The sequence below is a fragment of the Rathayibacter sp. VKM Ac-2857 genome (assembly GCF_013205025.1).
Taxonomy (GTDB): domain Bacteria; phylum Actinomycetota; class Actinomycetes; order Actinomycetales; family Microbacteriaceae; genus Rathayibacter.
Genome location: NZ_JABMLE010000001.1, coordinates 1,438,069 through 1,454,321 on the forward strand (window position 1 = coordinate 1,438,069; position 16,253 = coordinate 1,454,321).

Consider the following 16,253-nt stretch of genomic DNA (forward strand, 5'->3'; position numbering starts at 1 on the left):
CGGGTGCCGGCGTCCCGGAGGAGATCCGCGCGATAGGGAAGTCGTCCGCGGAGATAGGGCTCGCCGGGTCGCGCGAGAATCGTCGAGTGCTTGAGGAAGAGCCCGAGGATCCGGAGCGGCCGGATATCGGTTCCCTCAGCGGACGCATGTCGAGCGGATATCGTGTGATCGATCATTCCGACTCCTTCTCCTCGAGAGATCGCAGAAGCAGTTCTATTCGATGAGCGCCTGCGGCGGGCGAGAAGTGCTCGCTCCATCTCCGCCACTTCTCCGCAGTCTCGTCCTCTCCCTCTCCTCTCGCCGAAGTAGTGAGAGCGAGAGCGATAGCAGCGGCCAATGCCTCGGCGTCTCCCGCCGGAGAGATGGCGCTGATCGACGGACCGACGACGCCGGGAAGCGCACCGGCGTCACTCACCAGCACCGGTATCCGAGCCGACATCGCCTCCGCCGCCACCAGGCCGAAGGACTCCGGCTCGATCGAGGGCACCACGACGAGATCGACCCGGGAGAAGAAGTCCGCCGGAGTCAGCCAGCCCGGCCTCTCCACCAGCGCGGCGACGGGGCCGAGCGCCGCCTCGACCTCGCGGCGCGCCCGCTCCGAGACGAAGCGCGGCTCACCGGCGACGAGCAGGCGGTACGCCCCGGGCTCGGCCGCGTCGAGCCGCGCGAGCGCCGCGGCGAGCACCCGGACGCCCTTGGCGACGGACGGACGACCGAGGAAGCCGAGCACGACCGGGCCGCCACCGCGCTCGTGCCGCTCCGCCGGCACGACGGGCGCGCACCAGTTCGGCAGCACGGTGGCGCCGCGGACGAGATCCGCCAGGTACTGCGACGGCACCAGCGTCGCGAGCGCCCCCGCCCGCGCGACCGGCACGAGCGCGCGCTGCAGGCCGGACGGTCGCTGGTGCAGGTGCACGATCCGGCGCGGACGCCCGGCCGTCGCCGCCGCCGGTACCAGTCCGTTGCACCAGAGCACGCCCCGGCGCTCGGTCGCGTCCCAGCGCCGCAGCGCCCGCATCCACGCGCGCCGGCCCGAGGCCTCGAGCTCGACGACCGGGTGGCCGGCCGCGCGGGCCGCGGCGACGAGGCGGCCCGGCTCCGACGGCCCGACGACGGTCACCGCGACGCCCAGCTCCTCGAGGGCCGCGGCGATGCTCAGCAGCATCACCTCGCCGCCGCCGATGTCGCCGTTGTTGGTGGCGAGGACCACTCCCTCGCCCCACAGCCCCCCGCCGACGTGCTCGCGAGCCTCCGTCATCCGCCACTCCCCGCTCGATCCGCGACCACTCCCGGTGCGGACTGCTCCCCACGGTAGGACGGCGCGACGCGCGGCGAGGGCGACTGGGATACTGGCCGGATGGAGCTCGTGACCGTTCTCTTCGCCGAGGAGGCGGTCCCGCTGCTGACGGCGTTCGTGCACCGGCGGGCCGAGGCGGCCGGGCTGCGCGCCCTCGTGCTCAAGGGCCCGATCGCCGACGCGGACGGGCTGCGACCGCCCCGCGCCTCGGGCGACGTGGACGTGCTCGTGCCGCCGGAGGACGCCCCACGGCTGGTCGCACTGCTCGCCGGCGACGGCTGGACCGAGCGTCCGTGGCCCGACGGGCCGACGCTCGCCCAGAAGCACTCCCGCAGCTACCGGCACGCGGACTGGCCGGTCGACATCGACGTGCACTGGCGCTGGCCGGGCTTCCTCGCGGCCCCGGCGGACGCGTTCGAGAGCCTCTGGAGCCGCCGGCGCACCGTCGAGATCGCGGGCCGCCCGGTGGCGGCGGTCGGTGTCGCCGACATGGCCCTGGTCCTGGCGCTGCACTCGCTCCGCGACGCCTGGCAGATCACCGATCCGCGGCGGACCGGGCCCTCCGACTACGAGCTGCTCGTCGAGGCGGTCGCCGCGCGCCCCGCCCTGCACGCCCCGCTGCGCGACGCGGCGGAGTCGCTCGGCGCCGTGCCGACCGCCGCGCCGTTCCTGCACGCGCTCGGCATCCCGGCTCGGGCGGGCGAGGCCCCGGCGGATCAGCTGCGCGCCTGGCGGCTCGGGGCGCTCTCGCGGCACGCGGCGGCCGGCTGGGTCGAGGCCCTGCGCGCCGCCCCGGCCGCGCGCAGGCCCGCACTGCTGCGCCGCGCCCTCTTCCCCTCCGGCTCCGCCCTGCGCGCCGCCGACCCGAGCATCGGACCGCGACGACGCGACGCCGTCGCGGGCTGGTGGCGGCGCTTCCGCCGCGGCGTCCGCACCGCCCCCGAGGCCTGGCGGCTCCTCCGGCAGGCCGACCACGGCGCGGATCGGACCCCCGCATGACCCGGGACCTCACGATCGCGCCCTTCGGTCTCGGCGTGCGCCTGAGCTTCGACGACACCGTCCCCGACGCCGTGATCGCGCGGTTCCAGGAGTCGTGGAGTGACGTGACCGACGTCGCGGAACGCCCGGGCTCGGCGCACCGCGTCTCGCTCACCGAGCCAGAGGGCGTCGCGGGCGTGATCGCGCAGCCGACGGAGGAGGCGCTCGCCGAGCACCTCGGCGCGGCGCTCACCGTCGCCGCCGTCGACGCCTGCCGTGGGCGGCTGCTCAGCATCCACGCGTCCGCCCTCGCCCTCCCCGACGGGCGGGTCGTCGCCTTCACCGGCCGGCCCGGCGCGGGCAAGTCGACGCTGATCAGCCTGGCCGGCCGCCGCTTCGGCTATCTGACCGACGAGACGGTCGCCGTCCGCCGCGACGGGACCGTCCTGCCGTTCCGGAAGCCGATCGCCCTGCACGGCGGCACCTCCGGCTGGAAGCGGCACCGCTCCCCCGCCGCATCCGGGATGCTCCCGCTTCCGGCCGCGCCGCTGCGGCTCGCCGGGCTCTGGCTGCTCGCCCGCGACGCCGACGGCCCCGATGTGCCCGTGCTCGAGGAGGTCGGCTTCGACGAGGCGCTGCGGGCGCTCCTGCCCGAGCTGAGCTGGTTCGCCGAGCTGCCGTCGGCGCTGCACCACCTCGCCGCGCTGGTCGACGCGATCGGCGGCGTGCGGCGGCTCCGCTACCGCGAGGCGGAGTCGGTGCTTCCGCTGCTGGACGGCGTCCGCGAGCCGGCGGCCGTCGCAGAGACGGAGCCCGAGAGCGTCGCCTCGGCCGCGAGCGCTCCCGGCGCCTACCGTCGCGACGACGGCACGGAGTGGATCGAGCGCGACGGCGTCGTCTCCTGCCTGCGCGGGAGCCTCATCGAGTCGCTGACCGGGATCGCTCCGGTGCTCTGGCGCACCCTGGCGCGGCCGGCGAGCTTCGGGGAGCTGACGGCGGCCGTCGTCGCCGAGCACGGCGCGCCCCCCGGCGGCGACGCGGGCGAGGTCGTCGGGGCGGTGCTCGCCGAGCTGGTCGAGCGCGGACTCGTCGCTCGGGTCCCGGCCCGGGGATGAGACCGGGCGGCGCCCCCTCCCCCCGGAGGACGCGCCGCCCGCATCGTGCCGCCCGACCGGCACCACCCGATCAGAACCACCCGATCAGGACTGGACGGGCTCCGAGCTAATGCCCGGAACCCGAGGACTCAGGGCTGCGGGGTGTTCTCGCCGACCGAGCCTCGAGCGAGGAACAGGTCGAGCAGATTCACCACTCCGAGCGCCCGGATGTAGAGCGCGGCGACGTCGAACCGCCGGGCCGGCAGGCTGTCCCACGCGGCCGGGCCGGGCGGGTTCGTCGAGCGGTTCTGCGCGTTCACGTCGATGTTGATCAGCGTCGTGAGCGCGGTGAACAGCGGGGTCAGGAGGGCCGTCTGGAGCAGGGCGACCACCGGGGTCAGCGTCACGTTCAGCAGCGTGTTGAGGAGGCCGTTGATCGTCGCGACGAGAGCACCCGTCGCGGTCCGGAGCGGCGTGCCGCCGACCGTGATGTTGTCCTGCAGCCGGTCGCTGAGCGTGCTGATCAGCGACGTCGTGAAGGTGTTGATCGCGGCGGCCGGAAGCGCGAGGTTGTTGTCGACGAACAGGGTGGAGTTCGGCGGCAGGCTGTTGAAGTAGGCCGAGTAGGTGCCGAACGGGGTGTTGCCGGGCTGGCCCGGCGCCGGGCCCAGCAGCGACAGCAGGTCGATCGTGATCGTGGCCGGCGTGACGCCGAGCTGCGCCTGGATCGGCTGGGCTCCGCCGGGGATGTTGCCGGCGAAGATCGCGGTGGCGTTCACTCCGACCCCGGGGAGCGCGTCGACGGTGTTCAGCACGCCGGTGACGAGGGACACGATCTGGCCGAGCAGCGGGGAGGCCAGCACCAGGTTCAGCCGCGTGACCTGGTAGTCGCGCTGGATGTTGAGCGTGCTCGGCACGCAGGCCGACTGGATCGCGGCGCGGCCGGTGACGGCGCCGATCTGCAGCCGGAGGTCGGTGACCTGACCGACGAGGCCGGAGGCGAGCGTGCCGCCGATGCCGGTGAGGATCCTCCGCAGGTCGATGGTGGCGAAGTCGGGGAACGTCGCCGACGCCGGGTTGAGCTCGAGCTGCCCCTGGTTGTCGACCGCTCCCGCCGCTCCGCGGCTGTTGCCGTCGATGTTCGCGAAGGCGTACTGATCGAGGACGCCGACGTCGCCGGGCGCGGCGACCGAGAGCAGCGTCGAGAGGGCTCCGGTCAGGCCGGTCGCGCTGATCTGCAGCGTGTTCAGCACCGTGACGGTCGTCGTCCCGAACCGCGTCGAGGTGGGCGTGCTCTGGTCGGGCACGAGCGCGCGCTCGCCCTGCAGCGCGACGACGCCGTCGAGGTTCACCCCGCCGAGGAATCCGCTCAGCAGGATGCCGCGCGCCTGCGCCTGGAACAGCGTCCCGACGGGGTAGCAGCTGACCGAGGCCGCCGAGGCGGACTGCGCGACCATGATCGCCGGCACCGACCAGGCGGCACCCGCGACGACCGTGCGCCGGGTGACTCCGAGGCCGTTGCTCCCGGGCTTCCTGGTCTTCTTCTCGCTGATCCCGGAGGATTCGAGCGGATGAGACTCCGTCATGTGCGGCCCTTTCCCGGGATGCTCGACAGATCACCCTCGTGGTGGCGTCGGTGGCGAATGTAGCGAAGGAATTCCGGGGAGAGAGGCTCTGGCGGATTTCTACTCCTCCTGGCGCTGATGCGCGGTGACGGAGGATCGGAGAGAATCGTCTCTCCGAGTCGCCTTCCGATATCGGCTGCGGGAAAGAGGGGAAGCGGATGCTGCGAGCCGATCCCCGCGCGCGCCGCTGGCGCCGGCATCCCGACACCGCCTTCGTCGACGACGGCGAGCGCATCCTGGTGCTCCCCCTCGGCAGATCGCCGCTCGGCAGTCCCGCGGCGATGCGGGCGAGCGTCGCGGAGACCTGGCGGGTGCTGAGCGGGGACCCGCAGGACTTCGCCGCCCTCGCCGGCCGGCTCGCCGAGCTGCACACCGCCGCCGCTGGCGAGATCGAGGACGACCTCGCCGCGATGCTGACCGAGATGGAGCAGCTGCTGCTGGTCGAGGGCGTGGTGGGCGAGGGCGTGGCGGGCGAGGGCGTGGCGGGCGAGGGCGACGGCCCGGCGACCGACGGCCCGGAGGACGACGGAGCGGTCGAGGCCGGGCGGTGAGGGCGAGCGTGATCGTCCCCAGCTACGCGGGCGCCGAGCGGCTGCCCCGGCTGCTCACCGCCCTCGCCGCGCAGTCGCACGCCGAGCTCGAGGTCGTCGTCGTCCTCGACGGGGTCGTCGACGGCAGCGAGCGCGTGCTCGACGGCTTCCCCGTCCGCCGGGTCGTGCTCCCGGAGAACCGCGGGCGCTCGGCCGCCCTCAACGCCGGCTTCGCGGCGGCGACCGGCGCGGTGCTGATCCGCTGCGACGACGACCTCGAGCCGGCGCCGGGCTGGGCCGCCGCGCACGTCGCCGCGCACGCGGGCGGCCCGGTCGGCGTCGTCGGCCTCTGCCCGAACGCCTACCCCGACTCGGCCTACGCCCGCGCCTACGGCCGCGACGCCGACGCCCGCTTCCGCGCTCACGCGGTCGCCGCTCCCCCGGCATCCACCTGGCGGCTCTGGGGCGGCAACGTCTCAGTGACCCGCGCCGTCTTCGACCGGGTCGGCGGCTACGGCACCGAGTACCGCGAGTACGGCTGGGAGGACGTCGACTGGGGCTACCGCCTGCACCGGCTCGGCCTGCCCGTGCGGCTCGAGCCGGGCGCCGAGGCCCTGCATCACGGTGCCTCGACGAGCACCGCGATCCGCAGCCGGCGCGCGTTCCTCTCCGGCGCGGCCCGGCGCACCTTCGAGCGCCTGCACCCGGAGGAGGTGCGCGCCGCCGCCGCACCCGCGGGCGTCTGGGACGCGGCGGTCCGCGCGCTCGCCCGCGTCGAGACGGAGCGGCGGCTCGCCCGCCTCGCCGCCGGCGTCGACGCCGTCCTGCCCGCCGTTCCGCGGGCGCTCGGCCGGAAGCTGGTCGCGCTCGCGGTCGAATCGGCGGCGATCGCCGGCTACCAGCGCGCGGCGTCGCGCGCCGATCCGCGCTGATCCGCGCAGCGAGCGGGCTCGCGTGCGACGTGCTTAGGTGGCGCGCATGCGAGTGCTTCTCATCGGCGGGGCGGGCTACATCGGCAGCCACACCGCCGTCGCGCTCCTGGAGAGCGGACACGAGGTCCTCGTCGTCGACGACCTCTCGCACTCGAGCGCCGGCACCGTCGCGGCAGTCGAGCGGCTGACCGGAGCGAGCGTCCCGCTGCTCGTCGCCGACGCCCGGGACGAGGGGCGGGTCGCCCGCTTCGTCCGCGAGCACGGCCCGGTCGACGCCGTGGTGCTGCTCGCCGGGCTCAAGGCGGTGGGCGAGTCGGTCGCCCGGCCGCTGGAGTACTACGCCGTCAATCTGGGGCTGGCGATGGCTGCCTTCTCGGTCGCGGCGGCCGCCGGCATCCGCACGATCGTCTTCTCCAGCTCGGCCGCGGTCTACCGCGGCGACGGGCCGATGCCCCTCGCGGAGGACGCCCCGACGGGGCTCGACCTGGCCAACCCCTACGGCAAGACCAAGCGCGTGATCGAGGAGATCCTCGCGGACGTCGCCCGCGCCGATCCGGGTCTGCGCGCCGTCAGCCTGCGCTACTTCAACCCCGTCGGGGCGCACCCGTCCGGGCTGCTCGGCGAGGATCCGGACGGCGCGGCGAGCGGCCTGATGCCGCTGGTCTCGCGCGCGGCGGCCGACCCGGCGCTCGCGGTCGACGTGCTCGGCGACGACTACGAGACCCCGGACGGCTCGGGTCTGCGCGACTACATCCACGTCGCCGATCTCGCCGCCGGGCACGTCGCGGCCCTCGAGCACGCGCCGGCCGGGCACGCGGTCTACAACCTCGGCACGGGCACGCCCACCAGCGTCCTGGAACTGATCGACGCCTTCGAGGCCGAGAGCGGCGCCCCCGTCCGGCGGCGCATCGCCGCCCGCCGGCCCGGCGACGTGGCCGCGAGCTGGGCCGACCCGGGCAAGGCCGCCCGCGAGCTGCACTGGACGGCGTCGAGGACGATCGGCGAGGCCGTGCGCGACCAGTGGAACCGGCAGACGGCCGGCCGGACGCTCGCCCGCTGACCCCGCCCGGCAGGTGATCCCGGCCCACCGAAAGGGCGATAGCCGACGCGGTCCCGGCGATTCTCGACACCTTTCGAGGGCTTATCTTTCACTGCTCACCGAGAATCCGGAATGCCCCCCGTCATTCTGCGACGGCTCCTCGGAGTTATTCTTCCGGGGCGATATCCGGCGATTAGCCTCCAAGGCATCGTGACCCCTGTGACGGGGGCACCGGGCTGAAGTGAGATCAGCATTCATCCGCGCTGGAACGGGGCCCATCATCACTGCCTTCATCGAAGTGACCGATCGGCAGCGACCGAGCGCGGCGACCGGTCCCGGCCTGATCGTGCACGAGTGGGTCGAGCGCCGCGGCGGCGCCGAGCGGGTCCTCGAGGCGATGACCGAGGCCTTCACCGACGCCGACGTCCGCGTGCTCTGGAGCGACGCGGACGAGGTGGTCGGCCGTCCCGTCACCGAGTCCTGGCTCGCGCGGACGCCGCTGCGCCGCCACAAGATCCTGGCGCTGCCGGCGATGCTGCCGACCTGGCGCCTGCCGATCGGCGCGGCGCACGAGTGGGTGCTGGTCAGCTCCCACCTCTTCGCCCACCACGTGCGCACGATCGCGCCGACCAAGAAGTTCGTCTACGCGCACACCCCGGCCCGCTACATCTGGGAGCCCGACCGCGACGGCCGCGGCAGCAGCCGGTCGGCCCGCGCCGCCAGCATGCTGCTGAAGCCGATCGACCGCTACCGCGCCGCGGAGGCGACCTCGATCGCGGTCAACAGCCGCTTCACCGGGGAGCGGGTCGCCGAGGCCTGGCACCAGCCGTCGCGCGTCATCTACCCGCCGGTGAACACCGAGGTCCTCCAGGCGATCACCGACTGGCGGGCCCCGCTCAGCGACGACGAGCTGCGGATCCTCGACTCGCTCTCCCGGCCGTACATCCTCGGCGCGTCCCGCTTCGTGCCGTACAAGCGCCTGGAGAAGGTCATGGACGCGGGCGTCCGGACCGGGCTCCCCGTCGTCATCGCCGGCCACGGGCCGTGGGAGGCGCGGCTGCGCGCCTACGCCGCCGAGATCGCCGCCGACGTGACGTTCGTGATCTCGCCCTCGGACGAGCTGATCCGGGCGCTCTACGCGCAGGCGATCGTCTACGTGTTCCCGGCCGTCGAGGACTTCGGCATCATGCCCGTCGAGGCGATGGCCTGCGGCACCCCGGTCATCGGCACCCACATCGGCGGCGTCCGCGAGAGCGTCGCGCTGGCCGGCGGCGGCGTGACCGGCGATCTCGAGGGCGACGCCGACTGGAACGACCTGCTGCAGCGCGCCACCGACCTCGACCCGGCCTGCTTCCGCGCCCGCACCGAGGTCTTCTCGCGCACCCGCTTCATCGAGGAGCTGCAGGACTGGATCGCCGAGCAGCTCGACTGACGCGCGACCGTGGACCGACCAGCGCGGTGCTGGCATCCCAGCTGACCGACCACCGCGGTCCGCTGCCCTTCATGCTGACCGGCCAGCGCGGTCTGCTGGCCTTCATGCTGATCGAGTAGCCCGCGCAGCGGCCGTATCGAGATCCACCACCGTCAGAACGCGAGTCTGCAGACCCGCCCCGCTGACGACGCCGGGTCTCGATACGCCCCTCCGCATGAGCGCGTGCGGCAGCGTCTCTCGACGAGCGCGGCCCCTCATGCTGATCGAGTAGCCCGCGCAGCGGGCGTATCGAGATCCACCACCGCCAGAACGCGAGTCTGCAGACCAGCCCTGCTGACGACGCCGGGTCTCGATACGCCCCTCCGGGGCTACTCGACCAGCATGAGCGCGTGCGGCAGCGTCTCTCGACGAGCGCGGCCCCTCATGCTGATCGAGTAGCCCGCGCAGCGGGCGTATCGAGATCCACCACCGTCAGAACGCGAGTCTGCAGACCCGCCCCGCTGACGACGCCGGGTCTCGATACGCCCCTCCGGGGCTACTCGACCAGCATGCGGGGCCGCGGACCCGCCCGCCGAGGCGTCCTCGGACGGTCGAGACGTCCAGGAGCAGTGGGACGCCTCGACGGTTCGAGGACGCCTCGGCGACGCACCTCGCCCGCGCAGCGGGCGTATCGAGATCCGCCGCCCGCTAGAACAGCCCGCGCGGCGACTCCACCGAGGCGAGGACGCCCGGGGCCGCGACGATCGTCAGGCGCGCGACCTCGTCCGCCGTCAGCTCCGGCAGGCGCTGTGCGAGGTCGAGGAAGCGCTCGACCTCCGCCTCCTCGAGCACGTCGGCGGCGAGGGTGCGGAACTTCGCGACGTACTGCTCGCGGGTGAACGGGTGCGCGCCGAGCGGGTGCGCGTCCGCCACCGCGATCTCGTCCACGATCGTGCTGCCGTCGGTGAGCAGGATCTCGACGCGCGCGCCGAACGCCTTCTCCGCCGGGTCGACGGAGTGGTAGCGGCGGGTCCACTCCGCGTCCTCCTCCGTCGTCGTGCGCTGCCAGAGCGCGACGGTGTCGGGGCGGGCGGCGCGCTCGGGGGCGTAGCTGCGCTCGTGGTGCCAGGCGCCGTCCTGCAGCGCGACCGTGAAGATGTAGGGCACGGAGTGGTCGAGCGTCTCGCGCGACGCCGTCGGGTCGTACTTCTGCGGGTCGTTCGCGCCGGAGCCGATGACGTAGTGGGTGTGGTGCGAGGTGTGGATGACGATCCGCTCGACGCGCTCGGGATCGGCGGCCTCGGGGTGCGCGTGGTGCAGGCGGCGGGCCAGGTCGATCAGCGCCTGCGCCTGGTACTCGGCCGAGTGCTCCTTCGTGTACGTGTCGAGGATCGCGCGCTTGGCCTCGCCGGCGTCCGGCAGCGGCACGTCGTAGGACGCGTCGGGGCCGTCGAGCAGCCAGGCGATCACGCCGTCCTCGCCCTCGTAGATCGGCGACGGGCTGGTCTCGCCGCGCATCGCCCGGTCGACGGCCTCGATCGCCATCTTGCCGGCGAAGGCCGGGGCGTACGCCTTCCAGCTCGAGATCTCGCCCTTGCGCGACTGCCGGGTCGCGGTGGTGGTGTGCAGCGCCTGGGCGATCGCCTGCTCGATCACGGCGACGTCGAGGCCGAGCATCGTGCCGAGCCCGGCCGCGGCCGAGGGGCCGAGGTGCGCGACGTGGTCGATCTTGTGCCGGTGCAGGCTGATCGCGCGGACGAGGTCGACCTGGACCTCGTAGCCGGTGACGATGCCGCGGAGCAGCCGGGCTCCGTCGATGCCCGCGTGCTGGGCGACGGCGACCAGCGGCGGGATGTTGTCGCCGGGGTGCGAGTACTCGGCCGCGAGGAAGGTGTCGTGGTAGTCGAGCTCGCGGACCGCGACGCCGTTCGCCCAGGCGGCCCACTCGGGCGAGACACGGCGGCCCGGGTCGACGCCGAACACGGTGGCGCCCTCGCCGCCGATGGAGGCGGGGTGGGCGAGCGCCTGCGAGCGCGCGGCGACGACGGGGCGGCGCACGAGCGACGCGGCGGCGACGGCGGCGTTGTCGATGACGCGGTTGACGACCATCTCCGCGACTTCGGCGTCGACCTCGACGGGATCGGCGGCGACCTCGGCCAGGGCGTGGGCGAGCTGCCCGTGGCGCGGGAGGTCCTCGTCGCTGCGGTGGACGCGGACGTGGTGTTCGTGCACGGGGGCTCCTTCGGCTCGTCCCTGCCAATCTAGCGGCGGGGCCGCCTGGCGGTTCGTGCGGCGGCTCCGCTCGGCCGATCGTGCTCCGCTCGGCCGATCGTGCTCCGCTCGGCCGATCGAGCGGCGGGACCGCCGGGCAGACTGTCGGCATGACCGCCACCCGCGTGGCCGCCTTCGACTGCGGCACCAACTCCCTCCGCCTCCTGATCGCCGACGTCGAGGACGGCCGCCTCGTCGACGTCCTCCGCCGCACCGAGCTCGTCCGGCTCGGGCACGGCGTGGACCGCACCGGCCGCTTCGACCCGGAGGCGCTCGAGCGCACGCTCGCCGTGACCCGCGAGTACGCGGGGCTGGTCCGTGAGGCCGGGGCTGAGCGCGTGCGCTTCGTCGCCACCTCCGCCACCCGCGATGCGGCCGACCGCGAGGACTTCCTCGGCGCGGTGGAGCGGATCATCGGCGTGCGTCCCGAGACGATCAGCGGCGAGGAGGAGGCGGCCCTCTCCTTCCGCGGCGCGCTCTCGGCCGTCGACGCGGCCCGGCCCGTCCTCGTCGTCGACCTCGGCGGCGGTTCGACGGAATTGGTCGTCGGCGACATGGGCCCCGAGCAGGCGCACTCGATGGACGTCGGCAGCGTCCGGCTCACCGAGCGCCACCGTTCCGGGGGCGGCGCACCGACCGAGGAGCAGCGGGCCGCGATCCGCGCCGACGTCCGCCGTGCCCTGGCCGCCTCCTCCGTCGACCTCTCGGCCGCGCGCAGTGTCGTCGGCGTCGCTGCCACCGTCCTGACGGTCACCGCGCACGTGCTGCGCCTCGAGGCCTACGACCGCGACGCCCTCGAGGCGACCCTGCCGATCCGCGACGTCCTCGCCGCCTGCGACGAGCTCGCGGCGCTCTCCCCCGCCGAGACGGCCGCGCTCCCCTACGTCCGCCCCGGCCGCGAGGACGTCCTCGGCGCCGGCGCCGCCGTCTGGTCGGAGGTCCTCCGCGCCGTCCAGGAGGCCTCCCCCGCCGTGACGACGGTCACGACCACCGCCCACGACATCCTCGACGGCCTGACTCTCACCCTCTGACCCCTCTGCACCTCTGATCCCCTCCGCGAGATGCCACTTATGAGCGCGACACGCCGCGGAACGAGCGCACAAGTGGCATCTCGCGGGGAGGGTCAGCGCGTGAGGGTGCTCCCGGAGTCGCGGTGCAGGCGGGCGGCCGCGACGAGGGGGACGAGGGTCAGCACGGCCAGCGTCAGGAAGGCGAAGCGGTAGGGGACGAGACCCGGGCCGAACGCGGAGCCGGCGGCGAGCGCAATGCCGCCCGCGGCCACGCCGAAGCCCGCCGCGATCTGCTGGGTGGTCGCGCTGAGGGTGTTCGCGCCGGACATGCCCTCGGCCGGCACCTCGGCGAAGGTGACCGTGTTGTAGGCGGTGAAGCCGGCCGAGCGCGCGACACCGCTGAGCACCAGCAGCGCCACGATCAGCGGGATCGGGACGCCGGGATCGAGGAACGCCATCGCCACCATGCAGGCGATGCCGACGACGTTCGCCGCGACGAGCACCCCGCGGAAGCCGACCGTGCGCAGCAGCCAGGTCGTCGCCGGCTTGATCGCCAGGTTGCCGACGAAGAGCGCGAGCACGATCGAGCCGGCCTGCACCGCGTTCCAGCCGAACGCGTCCTGGAAGAGCAGCGGCAGCAGGAACGGCACCGCGTTGATCGTCGCCCGGTAGAGCGAGCCGCTCGCGTTCGCGACCCGGAAGGTCGAGAAGCGGAAGGCGTCCAGCGGGACCAGCGGATGCGGCGTGCGGCGCAGATGCCGCACCGCGACGGCCGTGACGAGCGCGCCTGCCACACCCAGGCCGAGCGCGACGGTGTCCGAGCCGGTGCCGGTCACGAATCCGGTCGCACCGACCAGCGCGCCGAGGCAGACCGCGACCAGCAGCAGGCCGACGACGTCCAGCGGAGGCGGCGAGGCCTCGACGCCGGCCGGGATGATCCGCCGCGCGATCACGAAGGCGACGACGCCCAGCGGCAGGTTGATCAGGAAGATCCAGTGCCAGGAGGCGTAGGTCGTCAGCAGCCCGCCGAGGAACGGCGCGAGGATCGGCGCGACCAGCCCCGGCCAGACCAGGATCGCGATGGCGCGGATGATCCCCTCCCGCGGCGTGACGCGCAGCACGGCGAGCCGTCCGACCGGCACCATCAGCGCGCCGCCGACGCCCTGCAGCACCCGGGCCGCCACGAGCAGCGGCAGGGTCGGGCTGAGCGCGCAGAGCAGCGACGCGAGGGTGAAGACCGCGATCGCGATCGTGAAGACCCGGCGCACGCCGAACCGCTCGCTCAGCCAGCCGGAGGCGGGGATCAGCACCGCGACGGTGAGCAGGAACGCGGTGACGGTGATCGCGACGGCGGCGGAGTCGACGCCGAGGTCGGCGCCGATCGCGGGCGCCGCGGTGGTGACGATCGTCGCGTCCAGGTTCTCCATGAAGAAGCAGCCCGCGACGAGGAGGGCGATGGCGCGCTGACGGCGGGGATCCAGGGCGGCCTCCTGCGGGTGGGATGCGGCGGGCGGGCGCCGGAACGACAAGGGCGAGCGTAGCGCGCGGCTCGGCACGACTCGGCCCGGTACCGTCGAGGGCATGAGCGCCTCCGAGAACCGCACCGTCCAGCTCCGCCGCTACGAGCTCGTCGACGGGGTGATGGACGACTTCCTGGTCTGGTACCGGGCGAAGATCATCGCCGCCCGCACCGCGCACGGCTTCACGATCGAGTTCGCCTACGCCGACCGCGAGGTGAACGAGTTCGTCTGGGCCGTCAGCACCCCCGGCGACGCGGAGGCGTTCGCCGAGATCGAGCGCGTCTATCTCGCTTCCCCCGAGCGCGAGGCCGCCTTCGCCGGCGAGCCGACCCGCGTGGCCGTCCACCACGTGCGGCTCATCGAGCGCATCGTCTGAGCGACCGGGGCGGGCGGCTCCCCGGAGCCGCCCCGACCCCTAGCTCCGCGCTCGGCGCAGCAGGGCGAGGGCGGCGCGCAGCGCGAGGGAGCCGACGGCGACCGACGCGACGGTGCCGAGCAGCCGCGGCAGGACGTGCTTCGGGGAGTCGACTCCCGCGCGGTCCTTCGGCGACGCCAGTGCCGCGGGCTGCAGGGTGCGGCCGTTGGCGCCCGCCTCGGCCATGTGCGCGAGCCGGCGCAGGGTCTCGATGTTGCGCACCCAGAGGAACCCGTGCAGCAGCGGCTTCGGGATCAGCGTCCCCGGCCCCTTCACCGCCGTCTCGTGGATGCGGACCTTGCAGCCGTCACGGTGCGGCTCGACCTCGAGGCGGACGCGGGCCTCGCCCATCGGCCAGCCGGCCGCCTGGATGATGAAGCGGCGCGACGGGTCCCACTCGAGCACCGTCGTCTCGTCGTCGATCACCAGCGGCCAGACGCCGAAGGAGTGGTGCAGCTGCGAGCCGACGTGCGGCCAGTCGCGGTCGACCCGGCGCATCCGGGACGAGCCGACGACCCAGGAGGGGAAGAGCCAGCCCGACGTGAAGACGGCGAAGACGGACTCGGGCGGGCAGTGGAAGACGCGGGTGTTGCGGGACATCGCGGGCTCCTTGTCGTGAGGGCGGGGTCGGGCGGGTCGTGCCGCCCGACCCTCAGGGTGCCAGATCGGACGAGCGGGTCTGCTCGGGCGACGGGGACAGGTCGGGCGTCCGGCGGATACCGAACTCGTGCCGGAGCGCGCTGCGGGCGGCGTGCCAGCCGGCCATCCCGTGCACGCCCGGGCCGGGCGGCGTCGAGGACGAGCAGAGGTAGAGCCCCTTCGCGGGGGTCCGCCACGGATCGGACGACGGGATCGGGCGCGAGAGCAGCTGCGCGACGCTCGCCGCTCCGGCCGCGATGTCGCCGCCGATGTAGTTCGGGTTCCAGGCCTGCATGTCGCGCGCCGTCATCGAGGACGCGGCGAGGACGCGGTCGCGGAAGCCCGGGGCGAAGCGCTCGATCTGCGCGGTGATCGCCTCGCGCTGGTGCGCCGGCGAGTCGCGCGGGACGTGCGTGTACGCCCAGAGGACCTGCTTGCCCTCCGGCGCGCGGGTGGAGTCGAGGACGGAGGGCTGCGCCACCAGGACGTACGGGTTCTCGCTGTGCCGGCCGCGGACGACGTCGCGCTCGGCCGCCGCGATCTCGGCGCGGGTGCCGCCGACGTGCAGCGTCCCGGCTCCGGCGAGCTCCGGATCGGTCCACGGCACTGGGCCGTCGAGCGCGAAGTCGACCTTGGCGACGCCGTTGCCGTAGCGGAAGAGCCGGAGCGCCGAGGCGTAGGGGGCGGGCAGGCGGTCGCCAGCGAGCGCGAGCAGCGCCCGCGGTGTGAGGTCGAGCAGCACCGCGCGCGCGCTCGGCAGCTGCGACAGCGAGGTGATCTCGACGCCGGTCTCGATGGTGCCGCCGTGGGCGCGCAGGTCGTCGGCCATCGCGTCGACGATCGCCTGACTGCCGCCGACCGGCACCGGCCAGCCGCGCGCGTGCGCGTAGGAGCCGAGCGCCAGGGCCGCGGCGGCCGTGGACAGGCTCGGCATCGGCCGGATCGCGTGCGCGGCGACTCCGGCGAACATGGCCGGTGCCACCTCCTCCCGGAAGCGCGCGTTCCAGAGCGGCGAGCCCTGCTCGAGCACGCGCAGCCCGAAGCGGAGCAGCACCGACGGGTCGGTCGGGATCTTCAGCAGGGCGTCGTTGGTGAAGCCGGCGACACGGTCGGCGCGCTCGGCGAGCGGACCCATCAGCGCGCGCCAGGCCGCGCCGTCGCGCCCGAGCGCGTCCGCCGTCCGCTCGAGGTCGCGGTAGGCGATGCCCGAGCGGCCGCCGTCGAGCGGGTGCGCGTAGGAGATCTCGGGCAGCCGGAGGTCGATCCGCCGGTCGAGCTGGAACCGCCGGAAGAAGCCGGAGGCGAGCGCCATCGGGTGCACCGCCGAGCCGATGTCGTGGTGGAACCCGGGCAGCGTCAGCTCGGCCGTCCGGGCACCGCCACCGAGGGTCTCGTTGCGCTCGTAGACCGCGACCGAGAGCCCGGCGCGGGCGAGGGTGACCGCGGCAGAGAGCCCGTTGGGGCCGGAGCCGACGACGACCGCGTCGACCAC

14 protein-coding genes are annotated in these 16,253 nt (G+C 74.2%); 8 read left to right on the plus strand and 6 right to left on the minus strand.

The window, feature by feature from the left end; translation table 11 throughout:
• Positions 1-172: 172 nt before the first annotated feature.
• Positions 173-1,258: a glycosyltransferase family 4 protein gene (locus tag HQQ86_RS06740; protein WP_173287303.1), complete on the minus strand. Its 1,086-nt coding sequence runs from the start codon at positions 1,256-1,258 to the stop codon at positions 173-175.
• 99 nt (positions 1,259-1,357) lie between these two features.
• On the opposite strand from HQQ86_RS06740, the gene HQQ86_RS06745 reads away from it, so the two are divergent.
• Together HQQ86_RS06745 and HQQ86_RS06750 are read left to right on the plus strand one after the other, a co-directional pair.
• The gene (locus HQQ86_RS06745) at positions 1,358-2,296 is read left to right on the plus strand and encodes a nucleotidyltransferase family protein (protein WP_173287304.1); all 939 of its coding nucleotides are present in this window, start codon (positions 1,358-1,360) and stop codon (positions 2,294-2,296) included.
• On the plus strand, positions 2,293-3,390 hold the full coding sequence (locus tag HQQ86_RS06750) for a hypothetical protein (RefSeq protein ID WP_173287305.1): 1,098 nt from the start codon (positions 2,293-2,295) through the stop codon (positions 3,388-3,390). Before HQQ86_RS06745 ends, HQQ86_RS06750 begins: the two co-directional genes overlap by 4 nt.
• A 128-nt stretch (positions 3,391-3,518) precedes the next feature.
• On the opposite strand, the gene HQQ86_RS06755 is transcribed toward HQQ86_RS06750, so the two are convergent.
• On the minus strand, positions 3,519-4,955 hold the full coding sequence (locus HQQ86_RS06755) for a choice-of-anchor G family protein (RefSeq protein WP_173287306.1): 1,437 nt from the start codon (positions 4,953-4,955) through the stop codon (positions 3,519-3,521).
• Between the two features lie 197 nt (positions 4,956-5,152).
• Between HQQ86_RS06755 and HQQ86_RS06760 the strand changes: the two genes are divergently transcribed.
• The 4 genes from HQQ86_RS06760 (at position 5,153) to HQQ86_RS21980 (ending at position 8,927) form a co-directional block, all read left to right on the plus strand.
• Entirely contained in the window at positions 5,153-5,545 is a 393-nt protein-coding gene (locus tag HQQ86_RS06760) for a hypothetical protein (RefSeq protein ID WP_173287307.1), read from the plus strand.
• Positions 5,542-6,456, plus strand: a complete 915-nt coding sequence (locus HQQ86_RS06765) for a glycosyltransferase (RefSeq protein ID WP_173287308.1) — start codon at positions 5,542-5,544, stop codon at positions 6,454-6,456. Before HQQ86_RS06760 ends, HQQ86_RS06765 begins: the two co-directional genes overlap by 4 nt.
• A 46-nt stretch (positions 6,457-6,502) precedes the next feature.
• Positions 6,503-7,516 (plus strand): UDP-glucose 4-epimerase GalE, encoded by a 1,014-nt coding sequence (gene galE, locus HQQ86_RS06770; protein ID WP_173287309.1) that lies wholly within the window; start codon positions 6,503-6,505, stop codon positions 7,514-7,516.
• 277 nt (positions 7,517-7,793) lie between these two features.
• On the plus strand, positions 7,794-8,927 hold the full coding sequence (locus HQQ86_RS21980) for a glycosyltransferase (protein WP_216844937.1): 1,134 nt from the start codon (positions 7,794-7,796) through the stop codon (positions 8,925-8,927).
• 687 nt (positions 8,928-9,614) lie between these two features.
• On the opposite strand, the gene HQQ86_RS06780 is transcribed toward HQQ86_RS21980, so the two are convergent.
• The gene (locus HQQ86_RS06780; protein WP_173287310.1) at positions 9,615-11,138 is read right to left on the minus strand and encodes an MmgE/PrpD family protein; all 1,524 of its coding nucleotides are present in this window, start codon (positions 11,136-11,138) and stop codon (positions 9,615-9,617) included.
• A 149-nt stretch (positions 11,139-11,287) separates the two neighbouring features.
• Between HQQ86_RS06780 and HQQ86_RS06785 the strand changes: the two genes are divergently transcribed.
• Positions 11,288-12,208 carry an exopolyphosphatase gene (locus HQQ86_RS06785; protein WP_173287311.1) on the plus strand — a complete coding sequence of 307 codons (921 nt, stop codon included), beginning with the start codon at positions 11,288-11,290 and terminating at the stop codon, positions 12,206-12,208.
• A gap of 92 nt (positions 12,209-12,300) precedes the next feature.
• Here the strand turns inward: HQQ86_RS06785 and HQQ86_RS06790 are convergent, their stop codons facing one another.
• Positions 12,301-13,716: an MFS transporter gene (locus tag HQQ86_RS06790; RefSeq protein WP_254071791.1), complete on the minus strand. Its 1,416-nt coding sequence runs from the start codon at positions 13,714-13,716 to the stop codon at positions 12,301-12,303.
• A 52-nt stretch (positions 13,717-13,768) separates the two neighbouring features.
• Here HQQ86_RS06790 and HQQ86_RS06795 point away from each other — a divergent pair, with 52 nt between their 5' ends.
• On the plus strand, positions 13,769-14,083 hold the full coding sequence (locus tag HQQ86_RS06795; protein ID WP_173287313.1) for a hypothetical protein: 315 nt from the start codon (positions 13,769-13,771) through the stop codon (positions 14,081-14,083).
• Positions 14,084-14,122: 39 nt separating this feature from the next.
• Here HQQ86_RS06795 and HQQ86_RS06800 read toward each other — a convergent pair whose 3' ends face one another.
• Positions 14,123-14,722, minus strand: coding sequence for an SRPBCC domain-containing protein (locus HQQ86_RS06800; protein WP_173287314.1), 600 nt, complete (start codon positions 14,720-14,722; stop codon positions 14,123-14,125).
• A gap of 52 nt (positions 14,723-14,774) precedes the next feature.
• A complete protein-coding gene (locus HQQ86_RS06805) occupies positions 14,775-16,253 on the minus strand; it encodes an NAD(P)/FAD-dependent oxidoreductase (RefSeq protein WP_173287315.1) in 1,479 nt (492 codons plus the stop codon).

What these genes read in the sequence shown, in the direction of transcription:
- HQQ86_RS06740 (WP_173287303.1), bottom strand. Translation starts at nt 1,258, where the DNA reads ATGACGGAGGCTCGCGAGCACGTCGGCGGGGGGCTGTGGGGCGAGGGA.
- HQQ86_RS06745 (WP_173287304.1), top strand. Translation starts at nt 1,358, where the DNA reads ATGGAGCTCGTGACCGTTCTCTTCGCCGAGGAGGCGGTCCCGCTGCTG.
- HQQ86_RS06750 (WP_173287305.1), top strand. Translation starts at nt 2,293, where the DNA reads ATGACCCGGGACCTCACGATCGCGCCCTTCGGTCTCGGCGTGCGCCTG.
- HQQ86_RS06755 (WP_173287306.1), bottom strand. Translation starts at nt 4,955, where the DNA reads ATGACGGAGTCTCATCCGCTCGAATCCTCCGGGATCAGCGAGAAGAAG.
- HQQ86_RS06760 (WP_173287307.1), top strand. Translation starts at nt 5,153, where the DNA reads ATGCTGCGAGCCGATCCCCGCGCGCGCCGCTGGCGCCGGCATCCCGAC.
- galE (WP_173287309.1), top strand. Translation starts at nt 6,503, where the DNA reads ATGCGAGTGCTTCTCATCGGCGGGGCGGGCTACATCGGCAGCCACACC.
- HQQ86_RS06785 (WP_173287311.1), top strand. Translation starts at nt 11,288, where the DNA reads ATGACCGCCACCCGCGTGGCCGCCTTCGACTGCGGCACCAACTCCCTC.
- HQQ86_RS06795 (WP_173287313.1), top strand. Translation starts at nt 13,769, where the DNA reads ATGAGCGCCTCCGAGAACCGCACCGTCCAGCTCCGCCGCTACGAGCTC.
- HQQ86_RS06800 (WP_173287314.1), bottom strand. Translation starts at nt 14,722, where the DNA reads ATGTCCCGCAACACCCGCGTCTTCCACTGCCCGCCCGAGTCCGTCTTC.